17 protein-coding genes are annotated in these 21,123 nt (G+C 60.4%); 4 read left to right on the forward strand and 13 right to left on the reverse strand.

What is annotated here, in order from left to right; all coding sequences use genetic code 11:
- Nucleotides 1–13: 13 nt before the first annotated feature.
- The 7 genes from ACTWLJ_RS10320 to ACTWLJ_RS10350 form a co-directional block, all read right to left on the reverse strand.
- A complete protein-coding gene (locus tag ACTWLJ_RS10320) occupies nt 14–1,171 on the reverse strand; it encodes a glutathionylspermidine synthase family protein (protein ID WP_445180737.1) in 1,158 nt (385 codons plus the stop codon).
- A gap of 2 nt (nt 1,172–1,173) precedes the next feature.
- Nucleotides 1,174–1,851, reverse strand: coding sequence for a DUF1190 domain-containing protein (locus ACTWLJ_RS10325; protein WP_445180738.1), 678 nt, complete (start codon nt 1,849–1,851; stop codon nt 1,174–1,176).
- Nucleotides 1,852–1,868: 17 nt separating this feature from the next.
- Nucleotides 1,869–2,294: a DUF350 domain-containing protein gene (locus tag ACTWLJ_RS10330; protein WP_445180739.1), complete on the reverse strand. Its 426-nt coding sequence runs from the start codon at nt 2,292–2,294 to the stop codon at nt 1,869–1,871.
- 16 nt (nt 2,295–2,310) lie between these two features.
- Nucleotides 2,311–2,958 (reverse strand): DUF2491 family protein, encoded by a 648-nt coding sequence (locus tag ACTWLJ_RS10335; protein WP_445180740.1) that lies wholly within the window; start codon nt 2,956–2,958, stop codon nt 2,311–2,313.
- A gap of 206 nt (nt 2,959–3,164) precedes the next feature.
- Entirely contained in the window at nt 3,165–3,863 is a 699-nt protein-coding gene (locus ACTWLJ_RS10340; RefSeq protein ID WP_401215370.1) for a PspA/IM30 family protein, read from the reverse strand.
- 17 nt (nt 3,864–3,880) lie between these two features.
- Nucleotides 3,881–4,462 carry a YjfI family protein gene (locus ACTWLJ_RS10345; protein ID WP_445181343.1) on the reverse strand — a complete coding sequence of 194 codons (582 nt, stop codon included), beginning with the start codon at nt 4,460–4,462 and terminating at the stop codon, nt 3,881–3,883.
- 212 nt (nt 4,463–4,674) lie between these two features.
- Nucleotides 4,675–5,223 carry a cysteine hydrolase family protein gene (locus ACTWLJ_RS10350; RefSeq protein ID WP_445180741.1) on the reverse strand — a complete coding sequence of 183 codons (549 nt, stop codon included), beginning with the start codon at nt 5,221–5,223 and terminating at the stop codon, nt 4,675–4,677.
- A gap of 101 nt (nt 5,224–5,324) precedes the next feature.
- On the opposite strand from ACTWLJ_RS10350, the gene ACTWLJ_RS10355 reads away from it, so the two are divergent.
- The 3 genes from ACTWLJ_RS10355 (at nt 5,325) to ACTWLJ_RS10365 (ending at nt 8,475) form a co-directional block, all read left to right on the forward strand.
- The gene (locus ACTWLJ_RS10355; RefSeq protein ID WP_445180742.1) at nt 5,325–6,314 is read left to right on the forward strand and encodes a GlxA family transcriptional regulator; all 990 of its coding nucleotides are present in this window, start codon (nt 5,325–5,327) and stop codon (nt 6,312–6,314) included.
- Between the two features lie 303 nt (nt 6,315–6,617).
- Complete coding sequence (locus ACTWLJ_RS10360) at nt 6,618–7,727, forward strand: DUF3182 family protein (protein ID WP_445180743.1); 1,110 nt, start codon at nt 6,618–6,620, stop codon at nt 7,725–7,727.
- Nucleotides 7,717–8,475 (forward strand): alpha/beta hydrolase family protein, encoded by a 759-nt coding sequence (locus ACTWLJ_RS10365; RefSeq protein ID WP_445180744.1) that lies wholly within the window; start codon nt 7,717–7,719, stop codon nt 8,473–8,475. Before ACTWLJ_RS10360 ends, ACTWLJ_RS10365 begins: the two co-directional genes overlap by 11 nt.
- Nucleotides 8,476–8,584: 109 nt before the next feature.
- Here ACTWLJ_RS10365 and ACTWLJ_RS10370 read toward each other — a convergent pair whose 3' ends face one another.
- The 5 genes from ACTWLJ_RS10370 to ACTWLJ_RS10390 form a co-directional block, all read right to left on the reverse strand.
- Nucleotides 8,585–9,571, reverse strand: a complete 987-nt coding sequence (locus ACTWLJ_RS10370; RefSeq protein WP_445180745.1) for a lysylphosphatidylglycerol synthase domain-containing protein — start codon at nt 9,569–9,571, stop codon at nt 8,585–8,587.
- Nucleotides 9,568–10,854, reverse strand: a complete 1,287-nt coding sequence (gene clsB, locus ACTWLJ_RS10375) for a cardiolipin synthase ClsB (protein ID WP_445180746.1) — start codon at nt 10,852–10,854, stop codon at nt 9,568–9,570. Before clsB ends, ACTWLJ_RS10370 begins: the two co-directional genes overlap by 4 nt.
- Nucleotides 10,851–11,648: an endonuclease/exonuclease/phosphatase family protein gene (locus ACTWLJ_RS10380; RefSeq protein WP_445180747.1), complete on the reverse strand. Its 798-nt coding sequence runs from the start codon at nt 11,646–11,648 to the stop codon at nt 10,851–10,853. Before ACTWLJ_RS10380 ends, clsB begins: the two co-directional genes overlap by 4 nt.
- Nucleotides 11,645–12,571, reverse strand: coding sequence for a DUF72 domain-containing protein (locus ACTWLJ_RS10385; RefSeq protein WP_445180748.1), 927 nt, complete (start codon nt 12,569–12,571; stop codon nt 11,645–11,647). The genes ACTWLJ_RS10380 and ACTWLJ_RS10385 overlap by 4 nt, the downstream gene beginning before the upstream one ends.
- 221 nt (nt 12,572–12,792) lie before the next feature.
- Nucleotides 12,793–13,995, reverse strand: a complete 1,203-nt coding sequence (locus tag ACTWLJ_RS10390; RefSeq protein ID WP_401215391.1) for an MFS transporter — start codon at nt 13,993–13,995, stop codon at nt 12,793–12,795.
- Between the two features lie 372 nt (nt 13,996–14,367).
- Here ACTWLJ_RS10390 and ACTWLJ_RS10395 point away from each other — a divergent pair, with 372 nt between their 5' ends.
- Nucleotides 14,368–16,473 (forward strand): mechanosensitive ion channel domain-containing protein, encoded by a 2,106-nt coding sequence (locus ACTWLJ_RS10395; RefSeq protein ID WP_445180749.1) that lies wholly within the window; start codon nt 14,368–14,370, stop codon nt 16,471–16,473.
- Between the two features lie 141 nt (nt 16,474–16,614).
- Here ACTWLJ_RS10395 and ACTWLJ_RS10400 read toward each other — a convergent pair whose 3' ends face one another.
- Nucleotides 16,615–20,910, reverse strand: coding sequence for a DEAD/DEAH box helicase (locus ACTWLJ_RS10400; protein ID WP_445180750.1), 4,296 nt, complete (start codon nt 20,908–20,910; stop codon nt 16,615–16,617).
- Nucleotides 20,911–21,123: the final 213 nt, after the last annotated feature.

Consider the following 21,123-nt stretch of genomic DNA (forward strand, 5'->3'; position numbering starts at 1 on the left):
TGTGGCTGAACAATCAGTCGAGGATCAGATGCGGCAAAAAGCGGCTCGAATCCCTGGTGATCAAACTGTTGTCTTCCCGTACACCAATCCCCGCCGCCTGATCGCCAATCACCCACGAACCAACCAGCGTATAGCTGTCGCCAAACTTCGGAAGCGGCGCGAACTCTTGCAGGATGAACGGCGCATCGGTGTAAGGGCCGTCCTCTTTGACGATCAGACCTTCTGCGGTTTGCAACTCGATGTTGGCGCCTTCGCGGGAGAAGTACGGTTTGCGCACCCAACCCTTGGGCACCGCGCTGGCCGGATTCGGATCGAGATGCGCCGCAAGCAGATTCGGATGGCCCTTGTGCAGTTCCCACAACAACGGCAGGGCGCCCTTGTTGGAGAGAATCGCCTTCCAGGCCGGTTCGAAAAACTGCGTGTCGCACTCGGCAATCGCCGCGCCGAATGGCTCGTGGAAGATGAACTCCCAGGCGTGCAGCTTGAACAGGTGCGGAATCCAGCGATCTTGCAGATCGACAAAGCGCCCGTCGGAAGTCAGGCCGATGTCTTCTATGTCGATATGTCGCGATTCAATGCCGACCTTCTCTGCGATCAAACGCAGATAGTCGGTGGTGCCTTTGTCTTCGACCGAGTCTTTCATCGAGGCGAAGTAGAACGGGCGCTTGAGCTGTAGCTCGGCGAAAGCCTGATGCAGCTTGGTGTCGATGCTGTTGAACTGGTCGGCATGGGCCGGCAGTGTTCCGCGCTCGATGCACTGCTCCAGCCACCCCCACTGGAACGCAGCCGCTTCGTAGAGGCTGGTCGGCGTGTCGTAGTTGAGTTCGAGCAGTTTGGCCGGGCCGTTTCCGCTGTAGGAGAAGTCCATTCGCCCATACAGATGCGGATGACCTTCCAGCCAGGACGTTCGGATCATGTCGTAGTACGAAGCGGGAATGCTCAGGCGATCTAGCAGCTCCTCGCTACGCACGACGCGGTCGACCAGATCCATGCACATCTCGTGCAGTTCGGTGGTCGGGTCCTCAAGATCGTTTTCGATCTGCGCGAGCGTGAACTGGTAATAAGCGCTTTCGTCCCAGTACGGTTCGTCGTCGATGGTGTGAAACATAAAACCGAGGCTTTCGGCGGTCTGTTTCCAGTCGGGGCGCTCGGCGCAGAGGATCTTTTTCATGGTCAGCTGCTCGAACTGCCCCATCCACCCCAACCGCTGCGGGCAGACGACTGGCTGCCGAAGCCGCCACGCGAGGTCGATGAGGCGACGTTGACCGGCTTGCTGCGGGAGCTGTCGTAGCTGGTATCGCTGCGAGGCGCTGGCGCCGATTCGATTCTGCGGTTCTGTGTCGAAGTGTTGTAGGTCTGGCGAGTGTCGCGGTCGCGATAAACGGTGCGGTTGGCGTTGTTGCTCATCGCGTTACCGATCAGCCATCCGCTGAGCCAGCCGCTGCCACCACCGGAAGAGTGCGAAGTGGTTTGAGCAGGCTGGGCATTTGATACATCTCCCGCCGGCATTTCACTATTGGCCAGCGCATTCAGATCTTGCGCTGCCTCGGCTTGCGGTAGCTTGAAGCCACCGAGTTTCGGCACAAAACGCCCGTCGGAATTTTTCTGACACCAGTCCGCAGCGAAATCCGCATCGCACTTGGTTTTGTCATCGTAGGCCGGGGCAATGCGTCGGTGTTCGGTGAGTGCCGCGACGTAGGCGTTCGAGCAGACATCGGCTGCCACTTCGGCATCGACGCACTGTTCCACGCTTTGGAAATGCTGTTGCTGTTCCTGTGCCGATACCTGACCGGAAATGGCCATGGCCACCGATGCGGCGAGAGACAGCTGAACGTACTTGCTTCGTTTCATCAAGGGCTCCCTGCCGGTCAGTGCGACGGTGTCATGCACGCGGCGTTGATCATGCCGACGCTGATGGCAACGGCTGCCACATAGATACCGGAGGCGACTTCACCGTTGACGATGCGCTGGGAAGTGCCTTTGAGCACCAGGCCCGTGGCGAGAAATGCCAACAGTTGCACGACGGCGGCAATCACTGCCCACAGCACGAAGTCGAGGACGTTGACCGAGAAGGCGATAACGTTGCTCGCCGGAATTGCGAAGCCGATGATCGCACCGGACAGAGCGATTGCAGCGGCGGTGTTGCCCGAGCGGATCAGTTCGAATTCCTTGTGCGGTGTGATCCGCGTGTAGACGAATTGAAACAGCATGAACAGCAGCACGGCGCCGATCAGGTAAACGACGAAACCGACCAGTGCGGTCTTGTTCAGGGAGACGGCCAGCACTTCCAGCATGAAAAAACTTCCTTTTTTAAATGATGCTCAGATCAGTCGTGTACAGCGAAATGCCCAGCGAAGTGCTGAGGCTGACGGTGCCTTCTTCGTCCTGTTCGACGGAGAACAGCAACAGCTCGCGGCGATCGGTCAGGCCGGTCTCGCGGGCGTAAAGCATTGAATGGTGTTTGATGGTGTAGCTTTCGTCCGGGTTGACCACGTGTTCGGTCATCGGCACCAGTTCGGTCTGGCCTTGTTCGGTGCCCCATTCACGGGTGTACAACACACCGCCGTGGGTGTAAGTCGGCAGACCGATCAGGCTGTTCGGGCCGGCGAGGCGCTGCAGTTCGGCGTCACTGTTGACGGTCACGTAACTGAGGTAGTTGAACAGGGTTACCGATTCGATCTGGTCGTCACCGGTGACGTGAATCTGCACCCAGAAATCTTCATTGTTGAGGTAGTAGCGATGCAGTTTGTTGGACTGGCCGAGATCGACCCAACCGGCGCTCCAGATCGCTTCCGCAGCGGGGACCTGCACAGAGGTGTTGCCGTCGAGCAGCAGGGCCAGAGTCGAATCGAATCGCACGCCTTTGCCTTGCGCCATACCGAGCGGGCCGCTGGCCACTGGAGCGGGCGCGGCTGGCTGCCAGTTGCTGGTGCCCAGCAAATCTTTGAACCATCCCATGGGTACTTTCCTTGAGGCGGGTGGAGGTGTTCGTCACAAAAAACGCCGCCAGTGTACCGGGCTGCGGACGAACGAGGCAGGCAAAATACAAATCTTGTGGAGCCAAAGAACCCGTGCAGGAGCTGCCGAAGGCTGCGACCTTTTGATCGTGAAAAACAAAGATCAAAAGATCGCAGCCTTCGGCAGCTCCTACACGGATTGCGCTATTACTGAGCGGACTTCTGCTTCAGGCGCTCAAGAATCGCGTTGGCGCTGCCTTCGTTCGGCGTGATGCCGGCGTCGCGCAGTTTGCGGTCCAGGTCATTGCCGGTCGAAGCGTCAGCCAGTTCGTCAGCAGCGCTCAGCTCGGCGGCACGTTGTTTTTGCTTTTCTTGCAGACGGTTCAAGGTGCCGACCGCTGTTTCCAGCTTGCCGTTGGCGCCGCCGCTGGCGATGGACGCACTGACCTGAGCCTTCTGCACGCTATCGCGGGCCTTGGCCATGTCCACTTGCTGGCGCAGGCTCTTGATCCGCGACTCGGCTTTGGAGATGTCTTTGCGCATGTTCTCGGCGTAGGTGCCGAATTCGTCGCTCTGCGCTTTCTCGGTGGTCAGGTCGTTGGTCAGGGTCGAAATCGCTTCGGCCACTTCCATTGCCAGGTCTTCACGGCCGGCGTTCAGCGCGGAAACTGCCTTGGCTTCCAGATCTTTGATCTTGGCGTCGTACTCGCTCACGCGGTCGGCAGCCAGTTTGTGCTTGGCCATGATGGTGACCAGTTCGCGACGGGCGTTCGACAACGCGGTGTCGGCGTCACGGATTTCCTGATCGAGGATGCGCAGGGCCTGTTGATCGACGATGGCTTCGCCGACTTCATTGGCGCCGCCGCGCAAGGCGGTGAACAACTTGCTCCAGATGGACTGAGTCATTGGATATTCCCTGTTGATTACTTGAAGAAGTGTTCGAAGGCTTCGCTGGCGCGCTGCACGTTGTCGACCAGGGTTTTCACCTCGGTGACCACGTTGGTCAGGCTCGAATCGGCACTGAGTGCGCCAAACATGTTGTAAACGGTCTGCCCGTTCGGCATCGACTCGATACCGATCGACGACAGCGGAAACATTTCCCGGCTGCGCAGCACGGCATCGTTGAAGGCGCGCACGTCGGTGATCGAATCGACGTCCACCAGCACGGTGTCGACGATGATCTGTGCACCCGCCAGGGCGATGTGAATCGGCAGGCCGCCGAATTCGTTCATTTCCAGCTTGAGGCTGGGTTCGGAGCTCTGGATCAGAGACAGCGTGATCTCGTGCGAAGCCACCTCGTCCAGTGCCTTGAGGGCGTTGAAGAGGCTATCGATGTTCCAGTTGTTGCCTGCGCTCATGTAATTCTCCGACATGAATGAGCCAGCCAGAATCGGTTGGCGTAGCTGTTGCTCCATTTGCTTGAGCAAGCTTCGGTTTTCGGGAAGCACCCAAGTTTCGTGTTTCACATAACCGGCGGCAGCCAGGCCCGCGCGCATCTGCTTCATATAGAAGCTCGACGGCTTTTTCGCGGACGGTTTCGAGCGCTCGGGAACGAGGCTTTTCATGGCAGTGACTCCGTTATGAACATCTCACGCGTGAGCCACACTACAACCAATCCAAAATGCCATCAATGGCTCACGCGTGAGATTTTCCCGGAACACGAAAGAACGCCCGCAACGTGGGCGGGCGCAAGGTTTTACCAAGTGTTGCCGGACGATCAGCGAGCGAGGAACTCGTCAGTGGACACCACGCTGGCGTAGGCGAACCCCAGCGCTGACATGAACGCAGCGTGTACGTGAGCGGCCGGCACGGTGAGCCCGTTGAACTCCAGGTCGCGGCTGGCGCAGGCATCGTGAATGACGGTGACGATGTAACCCAGATCCGCCGCCGCGCGGGTGATGCCATCGACACACATGTGGCTCATGCTGCCAACGACCACCAATTCTTTGATGCCCTGTTCGTCGAGAATTGATTGCAGTTCGGTTTCACGGAACGAGTTGACGAAGTGCTTGAGCACCACCGGCTCATCGGCCCGGTTGAGGACCTTCGGATGCAGCTTGGCGCCTTCAGAGCCCGGGACGAAAAACGGTGCGTCGGGCGAAGTGAATTCATGGCGAATATGCACCACCGAATCGCCTGCTTCGCGGAAGACCGCAATCAGGCGGGCGGCGTTGTCGGCAGCCGCCTCGACCCCGGCCAGCGGCCACTTGCCTTGAGGGAAGTAGTCGTTCTGGATATCGACTACGATGAGCGCTTGCTTGGCCATGGGTGGGTCCTCGAAGTATCGGTTGGGTGTGGCGACAGTATTGGCGCTGGCCGACGCTTCGAGGATTGGCCGCACCGACAATAGACAGGGGAAAACTGACAATGAGCGCAGAAAGGGCCATTGCCGAGCCGGTTGTTGCTGAAATAGGCGTGTTGATCTATCCCGGCGCGCAAATGGCGGCGGTGCACGGCCTGACCGATCTGTTCGCGGTGGCCAACCGGATTGCCGCCGAGCATCAGGCTGCGCAATTGCCGCTGTTGCGGATCGGCCATTGGCAGGTCGAGGGTGAGCAACCACCGATGCGGGTTTACGACAGTCATCCTGCCCCGGACACCCTGTTGCTCGCGGTGCTGATTCCTCCATCAATCGGAGGCTTCAATGCGGCGCAAATGTCGGCGGGCCTGATGCAATGGCTGCGAGATCAACATGCTCGCGGCGCCACGCTCGGCGGAGTGTGCGTGGGATCGTTGCTGCTGGCAGAGAGCGGACTGCTCGATGGCCGCAGCGCCACCACGCACTGGACGTCGGCCAAGGCATTTGCCGAGCGTTATCCAAAGATCAAACTCAAGGCCGACACACCGATTGTCGATGACGGCGACTTGATCACCACTGCCGGATTGATGGCCTGGTCAGAGCTGGGGCTGCGGCTGGTTGATCGCGTACTCGGGCCGAGTATTGCCACCGCCACTGCACGCTTTCTGGTGATGGAACACAGCGATAGCGCCAGCGCCTGCGGGAGCAATTTTGCGCCGATCCTCGGTCATGGCGATGCGTCGATTTTGAAGGTGCAGCACTGGCTGCAAAGCACCGGCGCGACCGATGTCTCGCTGCCGGCGATGGCCGAGCGCGCCGGGCTGGAAGAGCGCACCTTCTTGCGTCGGTTTCGGGCGGCGACGGGGTTGAAACCGACTGAATACTGTCAGCATCTGCGTGTCGGCAAGGCTCGGGAGATGCTGGAGTTCACCAATGGCACCATCGACCATATTGCGTGGACGGTGGGCTATCAGGACCCGGGTGCGTTTCGCGCCACGTTCAAGAAAATCACCGGGCTGGCGCCGAGTGATTATCGGGCGCGGTTTGGCTCCCGCTAGCCCAGACACCACAAAACCCCTGTAGGAGTGAGCCTGCTCGCGATAGCGGTAGATTCAGCCACACTCACCTTTGAATGAAAGACCGCTATCGCGAGCAGGCTCACTCCTACATATGGTTTTAGGCAATGCTCATAATCGTGCAATTTGCCGGGGTTTTGCGTTCAGTCGTGCAGATTGAAACAGGCGCGGTGCCATCAGGTTTTCCGCAAATAGCTGATTCGCGTAAGTTTTCCACAGATCCTGTATTGGCCTGATCTCTGCACCTCTCACGACTACATTCATCGAACCGTTGAAGGGGATCGCATGACCCCGACACTTGGCAAAAAACTGGTGCTCGCCCACTCGGTGCGCCCCGACGCCCCGCAGCACGAAGTCGAAACCAACAAAGCCCTGGCGCGTTGGCTGGCGCAAATTCTCGGACTGAAATTCGGTGGCAGTTACGACCCGGTCAAGCACAAGGGGCGTGAACTGTATCTGCTGCCGACGCAAACCATCGTCGGCGCTGCCGCCGCGTGCGACTTGGGTGTCAAAGGCCCGGACGACTTGTGGGGTGGCGTGGTCGAGCACGATTTCATCTGCACCAAAGCCATCAGCCACGGTTTGCGCAGCTATCAGGCCCATGCGCCAAAGGGCTGGGCGCCGCTGTTTTCCGAGCGCACGCGTAACGTGGTGCTCGACGGTCTGAGTGTATTCGCGCTGGAAGATGCGCGGCCCGCTGCCGAACATCTGTTGTACAGCGGGCCGATTCGTCTCAAACCGGTTCACGCCTGCGCCGGTCGCGGTCAGGAAGTGATCGAAAGCCTGGACGCATTCGATGAAATCCTCGCTCGACCCGAAGCCGAGAAACTGTTCAGCGAAGGCGTGGTGCTGGAACAGGACTTGAGCGACGTCATCACTCACAGCGTCGGCCAGTCATTCATCGCCGGGACAGTACTGAGTTACTGCGGTGATCAATACTTGACCAAGGACGCTCACGGCGAAGAGGTCTACGGCGGCTCAAACCTGTTGGTGGTGCAGGGCGGTTATGAGGATTTGCTGGCGCTGGATCTGGCCGACGATGTACGGCTGGCCATCGAACAGGCGCAGGTTTTCGACCGTGCGGCGGATGAAGCCTATCCGCGCTTTTACGCCTCTCGTCGTAACTATGACATTGCCCAGGGGCTGGACAGCGACGGCGTATCCCGCAGCGGTGTGCTCGAACAATCCTGGCGCATGGGCGGCGCGAGCAGTGCCGAAGTGGCGGCGCTGCAAAGTTTTATCAACGATCCTGAGATGCGCGCGATCCGCGTGTCTTCGGTGGAAACCTACATCAATCAGCCGCTGCCGGCAGATGCCATCGAGGTCTATCGCGGCCCGGCTGAAAACAGCGACTTTCTTCTCAAATACGTAACGGTCAAATCTTATGACGGCTAGAAGCGAAAGCATTCAAATCGACATTGATGATGAACAGATGAGCGGGACTTTTCTCAGTCCCAAATCGAAAGTCCCCGGCGTGCTGTTCGTGCACGGTTGGGGCGGCAGCCAGGAGCGTGACCTGGAAAGGGCCAAAGGCATCGCCGGTCTCGGTTGCGTGTGCCTGACTTTTGACCTGCGCGGGCACACTGGCGGCACCGGCCTTTCGTTGAGCCGGGTCACCCGTGAAGACAACCTGCGCGACTTGCTGGCGGCCTATGATCGGCTGCTCTCGCACCCGGCGCTGGACACCTCGGCGATCGCCGTGGTCGGCACCAGTTATGGCGGCTATCTCGCCTCGATCCTTACCTCGCTGCGCCCGGTGCGCTGGCTGGCGCTGCGCGTACCGGCGCTGTATCGCGACGAACAATGGCACACGCCCAAGCGTGATCTGGACAAGGCTGACCTGCGTGACTATCGCGGCACGCTGGTGCGGGCCGACAGTAATCGGGCGCTGCATGCCTGTTCGCAATTCACCGGGGATGTGTTGCTGGTGCAATCGGAGACCGACGACTACGTGCCGCATGCGACGATCATGAGTTATCGGGCGGCGTGTCAGCAGACGCATTCGCTGACCCACCGGATTATCGATGGCGCCGACCATGCCCTGAGCGACCCGGTTTCGCAGCAGGCCTATACCTCGATTCTGGTCGACTGGATTACCGAGATGGTCGTGGGTGAGCGGTTGAGCATAATCCAGTCCAATTGATTTGTTGGGTTCTTTCGAACGCCTTCGCGAGCAGGCTCGCTCCCACAGGAGAGCGCATTTCAAATGTAGGAGCGAGCTTGCTCGCGAAGGCGTCATCAGTTCAACACGCTCAACCAGGTTTCTTTTCAATTCGTAGAGCCTTGGCCTTGGCCTCCACCACCAGATACATCACCACCGTGATCAACAGCGGCAGCAGAAAATAAATCGCCCGATACGCCAGCAACCCCGCCACCAGACTGCCCCGCGACGCCTCGTGCTGCAGCAGCGCAACGAACACCGCTTCCAGCACCCCGAGCCCCGCAGGAATGTGCGTGATTACCCCGGCAATCGCGCTGATCAACAGCACGCCAAGCACCAGCGGATAATCCAGTTTGCTCGGCAACAAAGTGAAAATCACTGCGGCCATCAACGACCAGTTCAACGCCCCGAGCAGCAATTGCAGAACCGCCATGCGCAGCGACGGCAGATTGATCTCCACCCCGCGAATCGACCATTCCCGGCGTTTGGAAAACCGGCACGCCGCGAGATACCCTGCACTCACTATCAGCAACAACACACCAACACCTTGCAGCGCGGTACTGCTGAGTTTCCAGCCCGGCGGCATGCTCACCAGCCCGCTACTGAACACTGCGCCAGCAACGGTCATGTAGCCGAACCAGTTGGTTGCCAGACTCAAACCGAGGATCTTGGCGATGTTCGACTTGCTCACCCCGAGCCGCGAATACAAGCGATAACGCATGGCGATCCCGCCGACCCAGGCACTCAGATTAAGGTTGAACGCATAGCTGATCACGCCCACTGGCAGGATCTGTTTCCAGGTCAGATCCTGACGAATGTAAGTCCTGCCGATCAGGTCGAAACTGGCGTACACCAGAAAACTCAGCAAGGTCAGGCTGGCGGCAATGATCAGCGTGCGCACCTTGAAATCGGCAAGGGTAGTCAGCACTTCGGCCCATTCGATGCGCCGGGCGAACATGGTCAGCAGGGCAATCAGCGCAAGAAAAAACAGCACAGTCAGCGGACGCTTCCAGCGGCTCCAGCGAGACTGGGTTGTGGGCGTCGAATGACCGGCGGATTGGGTCTCGGAGCGGCTCATGACGGATCACTCCTGACAGTATGTTTGAACAGTTTCAAGCGCGGTTTGTGCGCCGGTAGCCAACCGGCCATTGCCGGGAAATGCCGCAGAAAGTGAAACACCAGAAAGCCCACGGTCATGTGCCACAACCGTCCGTTCGGGGCGTTGCCTGGCGTCATCACTTTGCAGTGGTTCTTGCTGAGGTTTTCGAGGCGCTGGAACAGTTCGCGATTGAACGCCCGGTCGCGGATCAGCACGTTGGCTTCCAGATTCAGCGACAGGCTCAACGGGTCCAGATTGCTTGAACCAACGGTGCTCCATTCTTCATCCACCAAAGCCACTTTGCCGTGCAGCGGTCGGTCGCAGTATTCGTGGATCTGCACCCCTGCCTTGAGCAAATAGTAGTAGGTCATGCGCGCTGCGATCTTCGCTACCAGCATGTCCGGCTGTCCTTGCAGGATCAGCCGCACATCGACGCCACGCCGAGCGGCATTGCGGATCTCGCGCAGCAAGCGGTAACCGGGAAAGAAGTAGGCGTTGGCAATCACCACCCGCCGTTTGGCTTTGCGCAGCACCTGCAAATACACGTCTTCGATATCGGTGTGGTGCTGATCGTTATCGCGGAACACCAGACGCACCTGGCCATCGTGATCTTCCATCGCCAGCTCGGCGCGGCGTTGTCTGCGGCGCTGCCACCAGTATTTGGCGCGTGCCGGCCGGCCGCTTTGCAGCAGCGCGAAATGATGAATGTCTGCCACCGCCGGGCCTTCGATTTTCACCGCGTAATCCTGTTTCGCCTCGGGGCCGTAATCGGCCAGATGATCACCCGAAAAATTGATCCCGCCGATGAATGCGATGCTGCCGTCGATCACCACAATCTTGCGATGCAAACGACGGAACCAGTTGGTGCGGAAACCCAGCCGTTTCGGCGCCGGATCGAACATTTGCAGATGCACGCCAGCCTTGCTCAGTGCGGTGAGGTAACCGGTGGTCAGTTCGCCACAGCCGAAGCCGTCGAAACTCACGGTGGTGCGCACGCCGCGCTGTGCGGCATCGATCAAAATCTGCTGGAGCTCGTTGCCGACCTTGTCCTCGAAGACGATGAAGGTTTCGAGGAGGATTTCGTTCTGCGCCGCCCGTAAAGCTTCGAACACCCGAGGGAAATAGTCCTCGCCGTTTTCCAGAATCTCGACACGGTTGTTGCCCTGCCAGCCGTACTCGACATCGACTGTCCCTGGCTCACCGGTAGGCGGTGCGGCGGATAGGGGTTCGACGACGGATTTCTCCACGGGCGCGCTGCTCATAGTTCTATCTCCACTGACAGCGGGACATGATCGGAGAGGTGTGACCAGGGCCTGTTCGCCAGGACTTTCGGCTGGCTGGCCTTGAGGTTGCGTACGTAGATGCGGTCCAGTCGTAGCGCCGGTAAACGCGCGGGGAAACTGCGCGCCGGTTTGCCATGATGTTCAGCGAAAACTTCGCGCAAACCGCACGGTTTGAGTAACGCATCGGCACGCTGGCGCCAGTCATTGAAGTCGCCGGCAACGATGACCGGTGCGTCATCCGGCAACTCGGCAATGCGTTTTTTCAACAGCTCGATCTGCGCGTTGCGATGACTTTCCTGCAACCCCAGGTGCACGCAGATCGCATGCAGCTCCGGACCGTCGCCGGGCAGACGCAATACGCAATGCAGCAGGCCGCGATTCTCGTGGCCGCTGATTGAAACGTCGAGATTGTCGTGACGGATGATCTGGAATTTCGACAGCAGCGCATTGCCGTGATCGCCGGCCGGGTACACCGCGTTACGCCCGTAGGCGAACTGCGGCCACAGGCTGTCGGCGAGGAATTCATACTGCGGCATCGCCGGCCAGTTGCTGTAGCGCTTGGGGTGCTGTTCGTGAGTGCCGTGGACTTCCTGCAAGAACACCACGTCAGCGGACACACTGCGCACCGCCTCGCGTAATTCCGGGAGGATGAAGCGTCGGTTCAGAGCCGTGAACCCCTTGTGGGTATTAACCGTCAACACAGTGAAGCGATGCACCGTGGGGATCACCCTTTCCTGTTCGTCGGTCACGCCGACCGGCTCGGGAATACTCATGCCAGCACCCCTTCGGCAGCGGGTTTGCCGGGGGTGACGGCGAGTTGCTTGTCGAGGTCGAAACGCTCCAGCAGTTGCCGTGCATCGTAGGGCGCGTGGACTTTGACGTCGTTGTCGAAGTAGCAGAACACCTCGCGGGATTTGCGTGCCCGGGGTTTCAGACGTGGGGCGATCAGGTGTGCGTCACCCGGTTGGCGACCGTGATGCCAGGCGTCGATTCGCTCGGCCCAGCGTTTGAGTGCTGGCGCGGTATAGCCGCTGGCGTAAAGCTCTTCAGCGCCGTGCAGCCGCAGGTAAACGAAGTCGCTGGTGAGGTCTTCGCGGTAAGGCCATTTGCCGGCGGTATCGGCGATCACCAGTGCGATGTTGTTGCGTTTGAGCAGGCGGACAAATTCGGGGTTGATGAAGCTTTCATTGCGGATTTCCACCGCGTGGCGCAACGGCTTTTTTCGATAGGCCTTGAGACTTGCGTGGCCGTGCAGGTGCGAATCGTGTTGCCGGGCGAGGGCGGCAGCCGCTTCGGTGTCGTGGGGTAACTGGCTGAGGAAGTGTTCGAACAGCTCGGCGTCGAATTTGAAGTTCGGCGGGAATTGCCAAAGGATCGGGCCGAGTTTTTCCTTGAGTTCCAGCACGCCGGAGGCAAAGAAGTTCGCCAGTGGAACGTGGATGTCACGCAAGCGACGGATATGGGTGATGAAGCGTGGCGCCTTGACGCTGAAGACGAAGTCGTCCGGGGTTTCGGCGTACCACTGGGCATAGCGTTCGGGCCGTTGCAGGGCGTAGAACGATCCATTGATTTCGATGCTGTTGACCGCGCGCGAAGCGAATTGCAGCTCGCGTTTCTGCGCCAGTCCTTTCGGGTAGAAACCCCCGCGCCACGGAGTGTAGCGCCAGCCGGAAATACCGATGTGAATCGTGGTCATGCCGTCCCTCCCGTGAAAAATCCCCTTACCGCCTGCGTTTGCTGATGACTGCGGGCGGTTCGGGAAAGTTTCGACGGCATTACGGACGGTGCATGCTCCCGAACACCACAAACCTCTGTGGGAGCTAGCCTGCTAGCGAAGGCGGCGGGTCAGTCAGCTTGTCTTTGACTGACACTTCGCAATCGCTAGCAGGCTAGCTCCCACAGGGGATTTGTGTTGAATCAATGGCCTGTGACGACGCGGGAATTGCTTTCGGCGTAGACCGGGCCGAGCCGATCAAGACGACCGCTCCATGCCGTAAGTGCCAGCGCCACCAGCACGACCAGGCCGCCGATCCATGCGGTGTGAATCAGGCCCAGGTGTTCAACGATCAGGCCGCCACCCCAGGCACCACCGGCAATCCCGAGGTTGAACGCGGCAATATTCAGCCCCGAAGCCACGTCCACTGCATGCGGTGTGTGGTGTTCGGCCTGACGCACCACATACACCTGAAGCCCCGGCACGTTACCGAAAGCGACGGCGCCCCAGACCAGCACTGTTGCGAGCGCGAGCCAAGGGTTTCCAGCGGTGAAAGTCAGTACGAACAGCACCGCAGCAAGCAGGGCGAAGATGATTTTCAGCGCGCTGATCGGCCCGCGTTTGTCCGCCAGTTTGCCGCCCCAGATATTGCCGGCCGCCACGGATACGCCGTACACCAGCAACACTAGGCTGACGGTGCCGGCACTGAAGCCGGAGATGTCCTGGAGGATTGGTGCGAGAAAAGTGAAAGCGATAAACGAGCCGCCGTAACCGATGGCGGTCATGGCGTACACCAGCAACAGGCGCGGCTGTTTCAGCACCTGCAATTGTTGCAGCAAGGATGCCGGTTTGCTGTGGGCGATGTTTTTCGGCACGTAGATCAAGCTGCCGATGAACGCGATCACACCCAGCGCCGATACGGCGAGGAAGGTTTCACGCCAGCCGAAATGCTGACCGATAAACGTGCCCAACGGCACACCAGTGACCAGCGCCACCGTCAGGCCGGTGAACATGATCGCAATCGCGCTGGCGGCTTTTTCCTTCGGCACCAGACTGGTGGCGATGGTCGAGCCGATCGAGAAAAACACGCCGTGGGCGAGGCCAGTGACGATCCGCGCGAGCACCAGCGATTCATAGCTCGGCGCGAGCCAGGCCAGCAAGTTACCGAGGGTGAACAACACCATCAGCGACAGCAGCAACAGTTTGCGCGGGACTTTGCCGGTGAGGGCGGTCAGCACCGGCGCGCCGATGGCAACGCCCAGCGCATAGAGACTGACCAGTAGCCCGGCGGAGGGCAGGCTGACGCCGAGATCGGCGCCAATGGTGGGAAGCAGGCCAACGATGACGAACTCGGTCGTCCCGATGGCGAAAGCGCTGAGGGTCAGCGCGAGCAGGGCAATGGGCATGACGGCACTCCTGGGGTGAGTTGATTGGATGGAGCGCAGTGTCGGGGTTTGGTGGGGGCGGAAAAATACAGGGGTGGGCATTTGATATTTGCCTTGGGCGCAAAGATCCCGGCGGCAACACCGAGTCCTGTGGTGAGGAGATTTTGTGGCGAGGGGATTTATCCCCGTTGGGTTGCGAAGCGACCCCAAAACCAGAGCCCGCCTGCTTCTCTGGCATATCGGTTGTTCGGTTGACGACTGCTGCGCAGCCGAACGGGGATAAATCCCCTCGCCACGGGAGCCAATGTTCGGCACGCAAATCAGGTGAAAACCGAACTTGCCGGGCATTTACCGATCAGTTCCTTACAGGTTCAGCCAAGGGAGATCGGAGTTTTGGTCAAGTTCAGGGTCGCGATTCTGCTGGGAGCATTACTGTTTCTCGGCGCCAACGAGCTAGAAGCCGCCGTATTGCCGGGCCTCCCGGCGGCCAGCACCAAAGCGGCGGAGCCGGAGCCCATCGTCCAGGGCGGTCTGCTTGGCGCCATCAGTTCCAGCATCGACGATGTGCAGGACAAACTCGATCTCAACGAGCATCTGGTCGATGCCTGGCGCCTGCGTGCCGACCGTGCCGCAGACGAAGTCGACAGACTGGTCAATCAACCCTCGGATCGCTCGGGCTGGAGCGTCGCCGGAGATTTCCTGATGCTCTCCGGCGTATGGCTCGGCACGTTCGCCGTGCTCACGGTGCTTGGCAGTCTGTTGGCCAAACGCCTGCGCGAAGGTCGCTGGTTGCGCACTCGGCAACGTAGCCAGGATCTGCTCGGCTATCTGCTGCCGTACACGCTGCCCGCGCTGATCTGCCTGCCATTGACCCTGTATGTCAGCCACTTTCTTGAGGCCTCGGTCGGGCGAGCGCTGGCGCTGTGTTTTGCTTATGCCACCAGCAGCGGGATTTTCTCCACCTCGATGTTGTTGTGCGTGGTGGTGATGTTCAACGTCGGCCACAAACGACCGGCGGCACGCATCATCCGCGATTACTGTCCGCGACCGCTGTTCCTGATCGGCTTCCTCGCCGCCCTCAGCGATGCGCTGACCAGTCCGCAGATCGCCCGACAACTGGGCGGCAATATCACCAGCAGCGTCGCGGTGTTCACCGGGCTGACGGCGTCGATCATCTTCGGCTTGCTGGTGATTCGCCTGCGTCGGCCAGTGGCGCACCTGATCCGCAACCGCCCGCTGGCGCAGCGCTTGAAACAGCCGTCATTGCAGGAGTCGCTGCGGATTTTTTCCGGGCTCTGGTACTGGCCGATTGTGCTGATGGTGCTGGTCTCGGCAGTCAATCTGATCGGTATCGGCGAGGACAATCAGAAAGCCCTGCGCTGTGCGTTGTTCACCACGGTGTTGTTGATCGGTACGGTGTTTCTCAGCACCGTCCTCCAGCATTTGTTCAAGTCACGAAAAGCCGAGGCGATTCAGCGCAGCAGCGCCTACAAGGAGCGTTTTCTCAGTCTGTTGCATGCCTTGTTGCGGATCGTCATCGCGATTGCCTTCATCGATATTCTCGGGCGGATCTGGGGTGTGTCGCTGATCGACTTTGCCCAGAGCAGCACGGTCGGGCGGGCGATCAGCGATTCGCTCAGTCGTATCGGCCTGATCTTTCTGGTGACATGGCTGTTGTGGGTGGTGCTCGACACGGCGATTCAAGAAGCGTTGAAACCACCGGTCAGCAAACGTGGAGCGCGCCAGCCCAGTACGCGGGTGAAAACCATCCTGCCGCTGCTGCGCAATGCGATCAAAATCATTCTGGTGGTGATCTGCGCAATCACCACCATGGCCAATCTGGGGATCAACGTTGCGCCGCTGTTGGCGGGTGCCGGGGTGGTCGGTCTGGCGATTGGTTTTGGCTCGCAGCAACTGGTGCAAGACGTGATCACCGGGCTGTTCATCATCATCGAGGACACGCTGTCGATTGGCGACTGGGTGGTGCTCGACTCCGGGCATGCCGGCACCGTCGAGGGTCTGACTATCCGCACCTTGCGCCTGCGTGACGGCAAGGGTTTTGTGCACTCGGTGCCGTTCGGGCAGATCAAGGCTGTCACCAATCAGTCGCGGCAATTCGCGTACGCGTTTTTCTCGGTGCAGTTCACTTACGACACGGACGTCGACAAGGCCATTGAATTGATCCGCGAGACCGGTGATTCAATCCGCGAAGACCCGTTCCTCAAGTACAACCTGCAAGGGGCGCTGGATGTGTTTGGCGTGGACAAGATGGATCTGAATGGCGTGGTGCTGACGGCGCAGTTCCGTACGGTGTCGGGTGGGCAATATGCGGTGAGCCGGGCGTTCAATCAGCGCTTGAAAAAGCTTGTGGATAACTGCCCGACGGTGCATTTCGCGCAGACTTATCCACAGCAGGTTTTGTTGCCGAAGCGGCAGGAGGATGAGGTGGTGGCGCCGGAGCATTCTTCGGTTGTGTTGCCGGAGCAGACCCGGACTTAGCAGGGGATTTTTTGGTGGGCCTGCCGGCCTCTTCGCGGGCAAGCCCGCTCCCACAGGGTTCTGTGTGATGCAGAGGTAGAGGCCAGATCACAAATCACTGTGGGAGCGGGCTTGCCCGCGAAGAGGCCAGAACAGACAACATCAATGCCGGATCAGTTTGTCCCGCACATTCGTCATGACCTCCGGCTCCAGATCCCCCCAAAACTGCGGTTTGCCGGCAATCTCTGCCGCCACCGCAATCCCGTCCCGATACACCAGCCGATTACTCGCCAGCGCCGGCACTTTCGTCCCCGGCAACAAAGTCCCGGCCAGATTCAGCGGATCGACCCCGCACACCGCAATCAGGCTTCCATCATGTGGCCGCCGACGTACCTCGCGCAGCAGCGGAATCGCTTCCGGCAGCGCAAATTGTTCCCCGGCCAAACCACTGACAAACCGCCCGCCACGAATCTCCCCGCGTGCTTCCAACCGATGCAGCGTGCGCAACAACTCACGCCAACTCGGCAGCCAGTCAGCCTCACGCTCCAGCAAACGCCAGAACACCACGCCATAGCGGCGCAGCAAGGTCATGGCGATATGTTCCAGCGCCTCGGACGAATCCTTGGCCAGCGGCGCCGGCCCACGCCGCAGCAGGGCCCAGCGCCCGGCGTCATCCATGCCGCCGACAAACGCCCCGCGTCCACGTCGACTGCTGCGTTGCTGGCGCTTGCTCGCCGGGGTGATCAGTGCCCGCAGTCCGGCGAAGCTGTCGGCGTTGACCAGCCCGGCACCGACCAATTCCTGCAAGGCTATTTCCAGTTCCGAGCGCAGCAGGTGCGCCTCGTGAATCAACTCATCAAAAAACAATGCGCCGTGCTGACTCAACGCCTCAAACACCTTCCGGGTTTTCGCTGACAACTCGCTGACCGGCGTCTGTTCGGCCAACGCGCTCCACAACCCGACCATGGCTCGCGGAAGCAACACGATTGGCGTGCTGCGCAACGCGGTGCCGCTGAGTTTTTGCCGGGCGCTGAGGCGTGTCCACACCAGTTTGCCGTTGCGGCACAGATCATCCAGCCAGCTCGGCGAATAGTCCTTGAGCCGCGCCGGAAGAATATCGCTGTCCCACGCCGAAGCCGCCGCTGGATAACCTTCGAACTGACCGACAATCGCCGGCAACACGGCACTGCCCTGCCCACGGGTGGCGAGCGTTAGATGCTGCCAGTCGAACAGGAAACGCATGAAATCCTGCAACGCCACCGGTTCGATTTCCCGGCGCAGACGCTTGACCGTGTAGCGATGAATTCGCGCCAACAGATGCCGCTCGCACCATTGCTCGATGCTCAGCCCCGGGGTGAACTGCCCGCGTAACACATAACCTTCGCGTTCCAGTTGTGCGAGGGCTTGGGTTACTTGATTCGCAGGTAGCGCGAGTGGTTCGGCAATGGCTTGCAATTGCAGCGGGCCGAAGGCGCCGAGGCGAGCGCGGATCACCTCGACCAAGGCGTCTTCGCCAGACCAGACCTCATCGAAACCGGGCAGTGCTTCCAGCGCTGGCTGCACGCTGGCCTGTGGATAAAGCGCTTGCAGGCAACTCAGCCGTTCGCGTGCGAGCCAAAGTGAATGCTCAGGATCAATCTGCAAGCGGCAGGCGCGACCACCTTCAGCCAGGGTTTGCAGCCATTCGCTCCACTGCGGATTGGCCTGCACTTCTGCATCGCTGATGCACGCCAGACTCATCAGCGCCTCGTGCATTTCATCGACATTGCCCGGCGCCGGCCAGGCCTCTTCCCGCACGGCTGCGATGGCGTCGGCGTCGAGGGCGTCGAGATCATCGGTGGATTGCGGATCGCTCCAGCGCCGATTGATCACCGCTTGTGTGCGGCGTTCTTCCAGCGGCGCGTCGTCGAGAAAGGTGTAGGGCCGGGCGCTGAGAATTTCTGCGGCGAGCGGCGAGGGTGCGGGCAAATCGCGGCTGATAAGGCGCACGTCGCCACGTTCCATGCGTCGCAACAGATCGAGCCAGCCTTCGCTGTCCATCGCCTCGTGCAGGCAATCGTCGAGGGTCTGTTCAACCAAGGGATGGTCGGGGATTTCACGTTCGCCGGCGAGGTTTTCCAGGCAGGCGATCTGGTCCGGAAAGACGCTGGCGATCAGGTCCTCGCTTTTCATCCGCTGGATTTGTGGCGCGACTTTGCGTCCGCCGGTAAAACGCGGCAAGGCCAGCGCGACTCCGGCGTTCCAGCGCCAGCGCACACCGAACAGCGGTGCATCGAGAATCGCCTGAATCAGGATGTGCTCGGCGCTGTTGCTGTGCAGATAACGCCAGACTTCATCGAGTTCAAAGCTGTGGCTGGTGGAGAGCGAAAGCACAATCGCGTCTTCACTGGCGGCCGCCTGCAATTCGAAGTTGAAGGTGCGGCAAAAGCGCTTGCGCAAGGCCAGGCCCCAGGCGCGATTGATCCGGCTGCCGAACGGCGAATGAATGATCAGTTGTGTGCCGCCGGACTCGTCGAAAAACCGTTCCATCAGCAGCGTGTCCTGCGATGGCAGGGCGCCGAGTGTCTGGCGAGCGCGGGCGAGATATTCGACCAGTTGTTCGGCGCTGGCCAGATTGAGGCCGAGGGTCGTGGTCAACCAGTCGAGCGCCGGTTGCAGATTGCCGGGGCTGGCGCCGAGCAGTTCATCCAGTTGCGCTTGCAGGCGCGCCACGGCGGATGACAATTCCGCGCTGCGCCCCGGCGCTTCACCGAGCCAGAACGGGATGGTCGGCGGCTGACCCTGCGCGTCCTCGACGCGGACCTTGCCGGTCTCGACGCGCAAAATCCGGTAGGAGGTATTGCCGAGCTGGAACACATCGCCGGCAATGCTTTCCACGGCGAAGTCTTCGTTGACGCTGCCGATGTTCAAGCCCTGAGGTTCGAGCAGCACGCTGTAGTCGGCGTTATCGGGGATAGTGCCGCCGCTGGTCACGGCGGCCAGTTGTGCGCCGCGACGGCCGCGCAAGGTGCGGCTGACCGCATCACGATGCAGATAGGCGCTGCGTATTCCCTGTCGACCGTTGTAGCCTTCGGCGAGCATCTGTAGCAGCGCCTGATAATGTTTTTCGTCGAGATCGCGGTACGGCGAGGCCTTGCGGAACGTCGCCAGCAGCGCGTCTTCCGACCATTCCCGGCAACTGACTTCGGCGATGATCTGCTGCGCGAGAACGTCCAGCGGTGCGACGGGAATGTGCAAGGTGTCGAGTTCGCCGCGCCGCACGCAGTCGAGCAGGGCGGCGCATTCGATCAGATCATCACGAGTGGTGGCGAACAATCGGCCTTTGGGCGTTCCGCCGACCTGGTGCCCGGAACGGCCAACCCTTTGCAGGAATCCGGCAATCGAACGCGGTGAGGCGATCTGGCAGACCAGATCGACTTCGCCGATGTCGATCCCCAGTTCCAGCGAGGCAGTGGCGATCAGCACTTGCAGTTCGCCGCGCTTGAGCCGTTGCTCGGCGTCGAGGCGAAACTCTTTGGCCAGACTGCCGTGGTGCGCCGCTACCGCTTGTTTGCCGAGGCGTTCGCTGAGGTGCCGGCTCAGGCGTTCGGCGAGGCGTCGGGTGTTGACGAATATCAGTGTGGTGCGGTGTTCGCGGGCCAGTTCGGCGAGGCGGTCGTAAACCAGTTCCCAGACGTCATTGGCCATCACTGCGGATAACGGCACTGGCGGCACTTCGATTCCCAGATCCCGTGGGCGGGCGTGGCCGATGTCGATGATTTCGCAGGGGCGATCGACGCCAACCAGAAACCGCGCCACCGCCTCAATTGGCTTTTGCGTGGCCGAGAGGCCGATGCGCGTCAGCGGTTCTGCGCACAGCGCCTGCAAGCGTTCCAGGCTCAACGCCAGGTGAGTGCCGCGTTTGCTGGCGGCGACGGCGTGGATTTCGTCGATGATCACCGTGCGCGTGGTGCCGAGCATTTTGCGTCCGGACTCGGAGCCGAGCAGCACGTAGAGCGACTCCGGCGTGGTCACCAGAATGTGCGGCGCGGTTTTGCGCATGGCCGCCCGGTCTTTCTGCGGGGTGTCGCCGGTGCGTACGGCGGTGCTGATTTCCAGTGGCGGCAGATTCATCTGGCGCAACTGTTCGGTGATGCCGGCGAGGGGATTTTGCAGGTTGATCTGGATATCGTTGGACAACGCCTTGAGCGGCGAGACGTAGACCACCAGGGTTTCGTCGGGCAAGCCTTCGGCGCTTTCCAGGCCACGGTGTACAAGGTCGTCGAGTACCGCGAGGAACGCGGTAAGGGTTTTACCGGAACCGGTGGGCGCGGCGATCAATGTCGAGCGACGCTGGCGGATCAACGGCCATGCGCGGGCCTGGGCGGCGGTGACCGTCGGGAATGTGTTGTTGAACCAGGCGCTGACGGCGGGGTGAAAGCCTGCCAGGGCCACGTCCTTGGGGATGGGCAGATTCATGCTTCAAGTTATGCGGGCGTGGGCTTGAAGATGCAAGTACCGCTGGGGATCTCGAGTGACCTTCAGGGCCTCATCGCTGGCAAGCCAGCTCCCACAGGTTTTGTATGCACCGCAATCTCTGTGGGAGCTGGCTTGCCAGCGATGGGGCCAGTCGCCATGTTACAAATCCCGGATATCGATACTTTACGGGTGACGGTTGCGCACTAAACCCGC

Source organism: Pseudomonas sp. McL0111 (assembly GCF_052567255.1).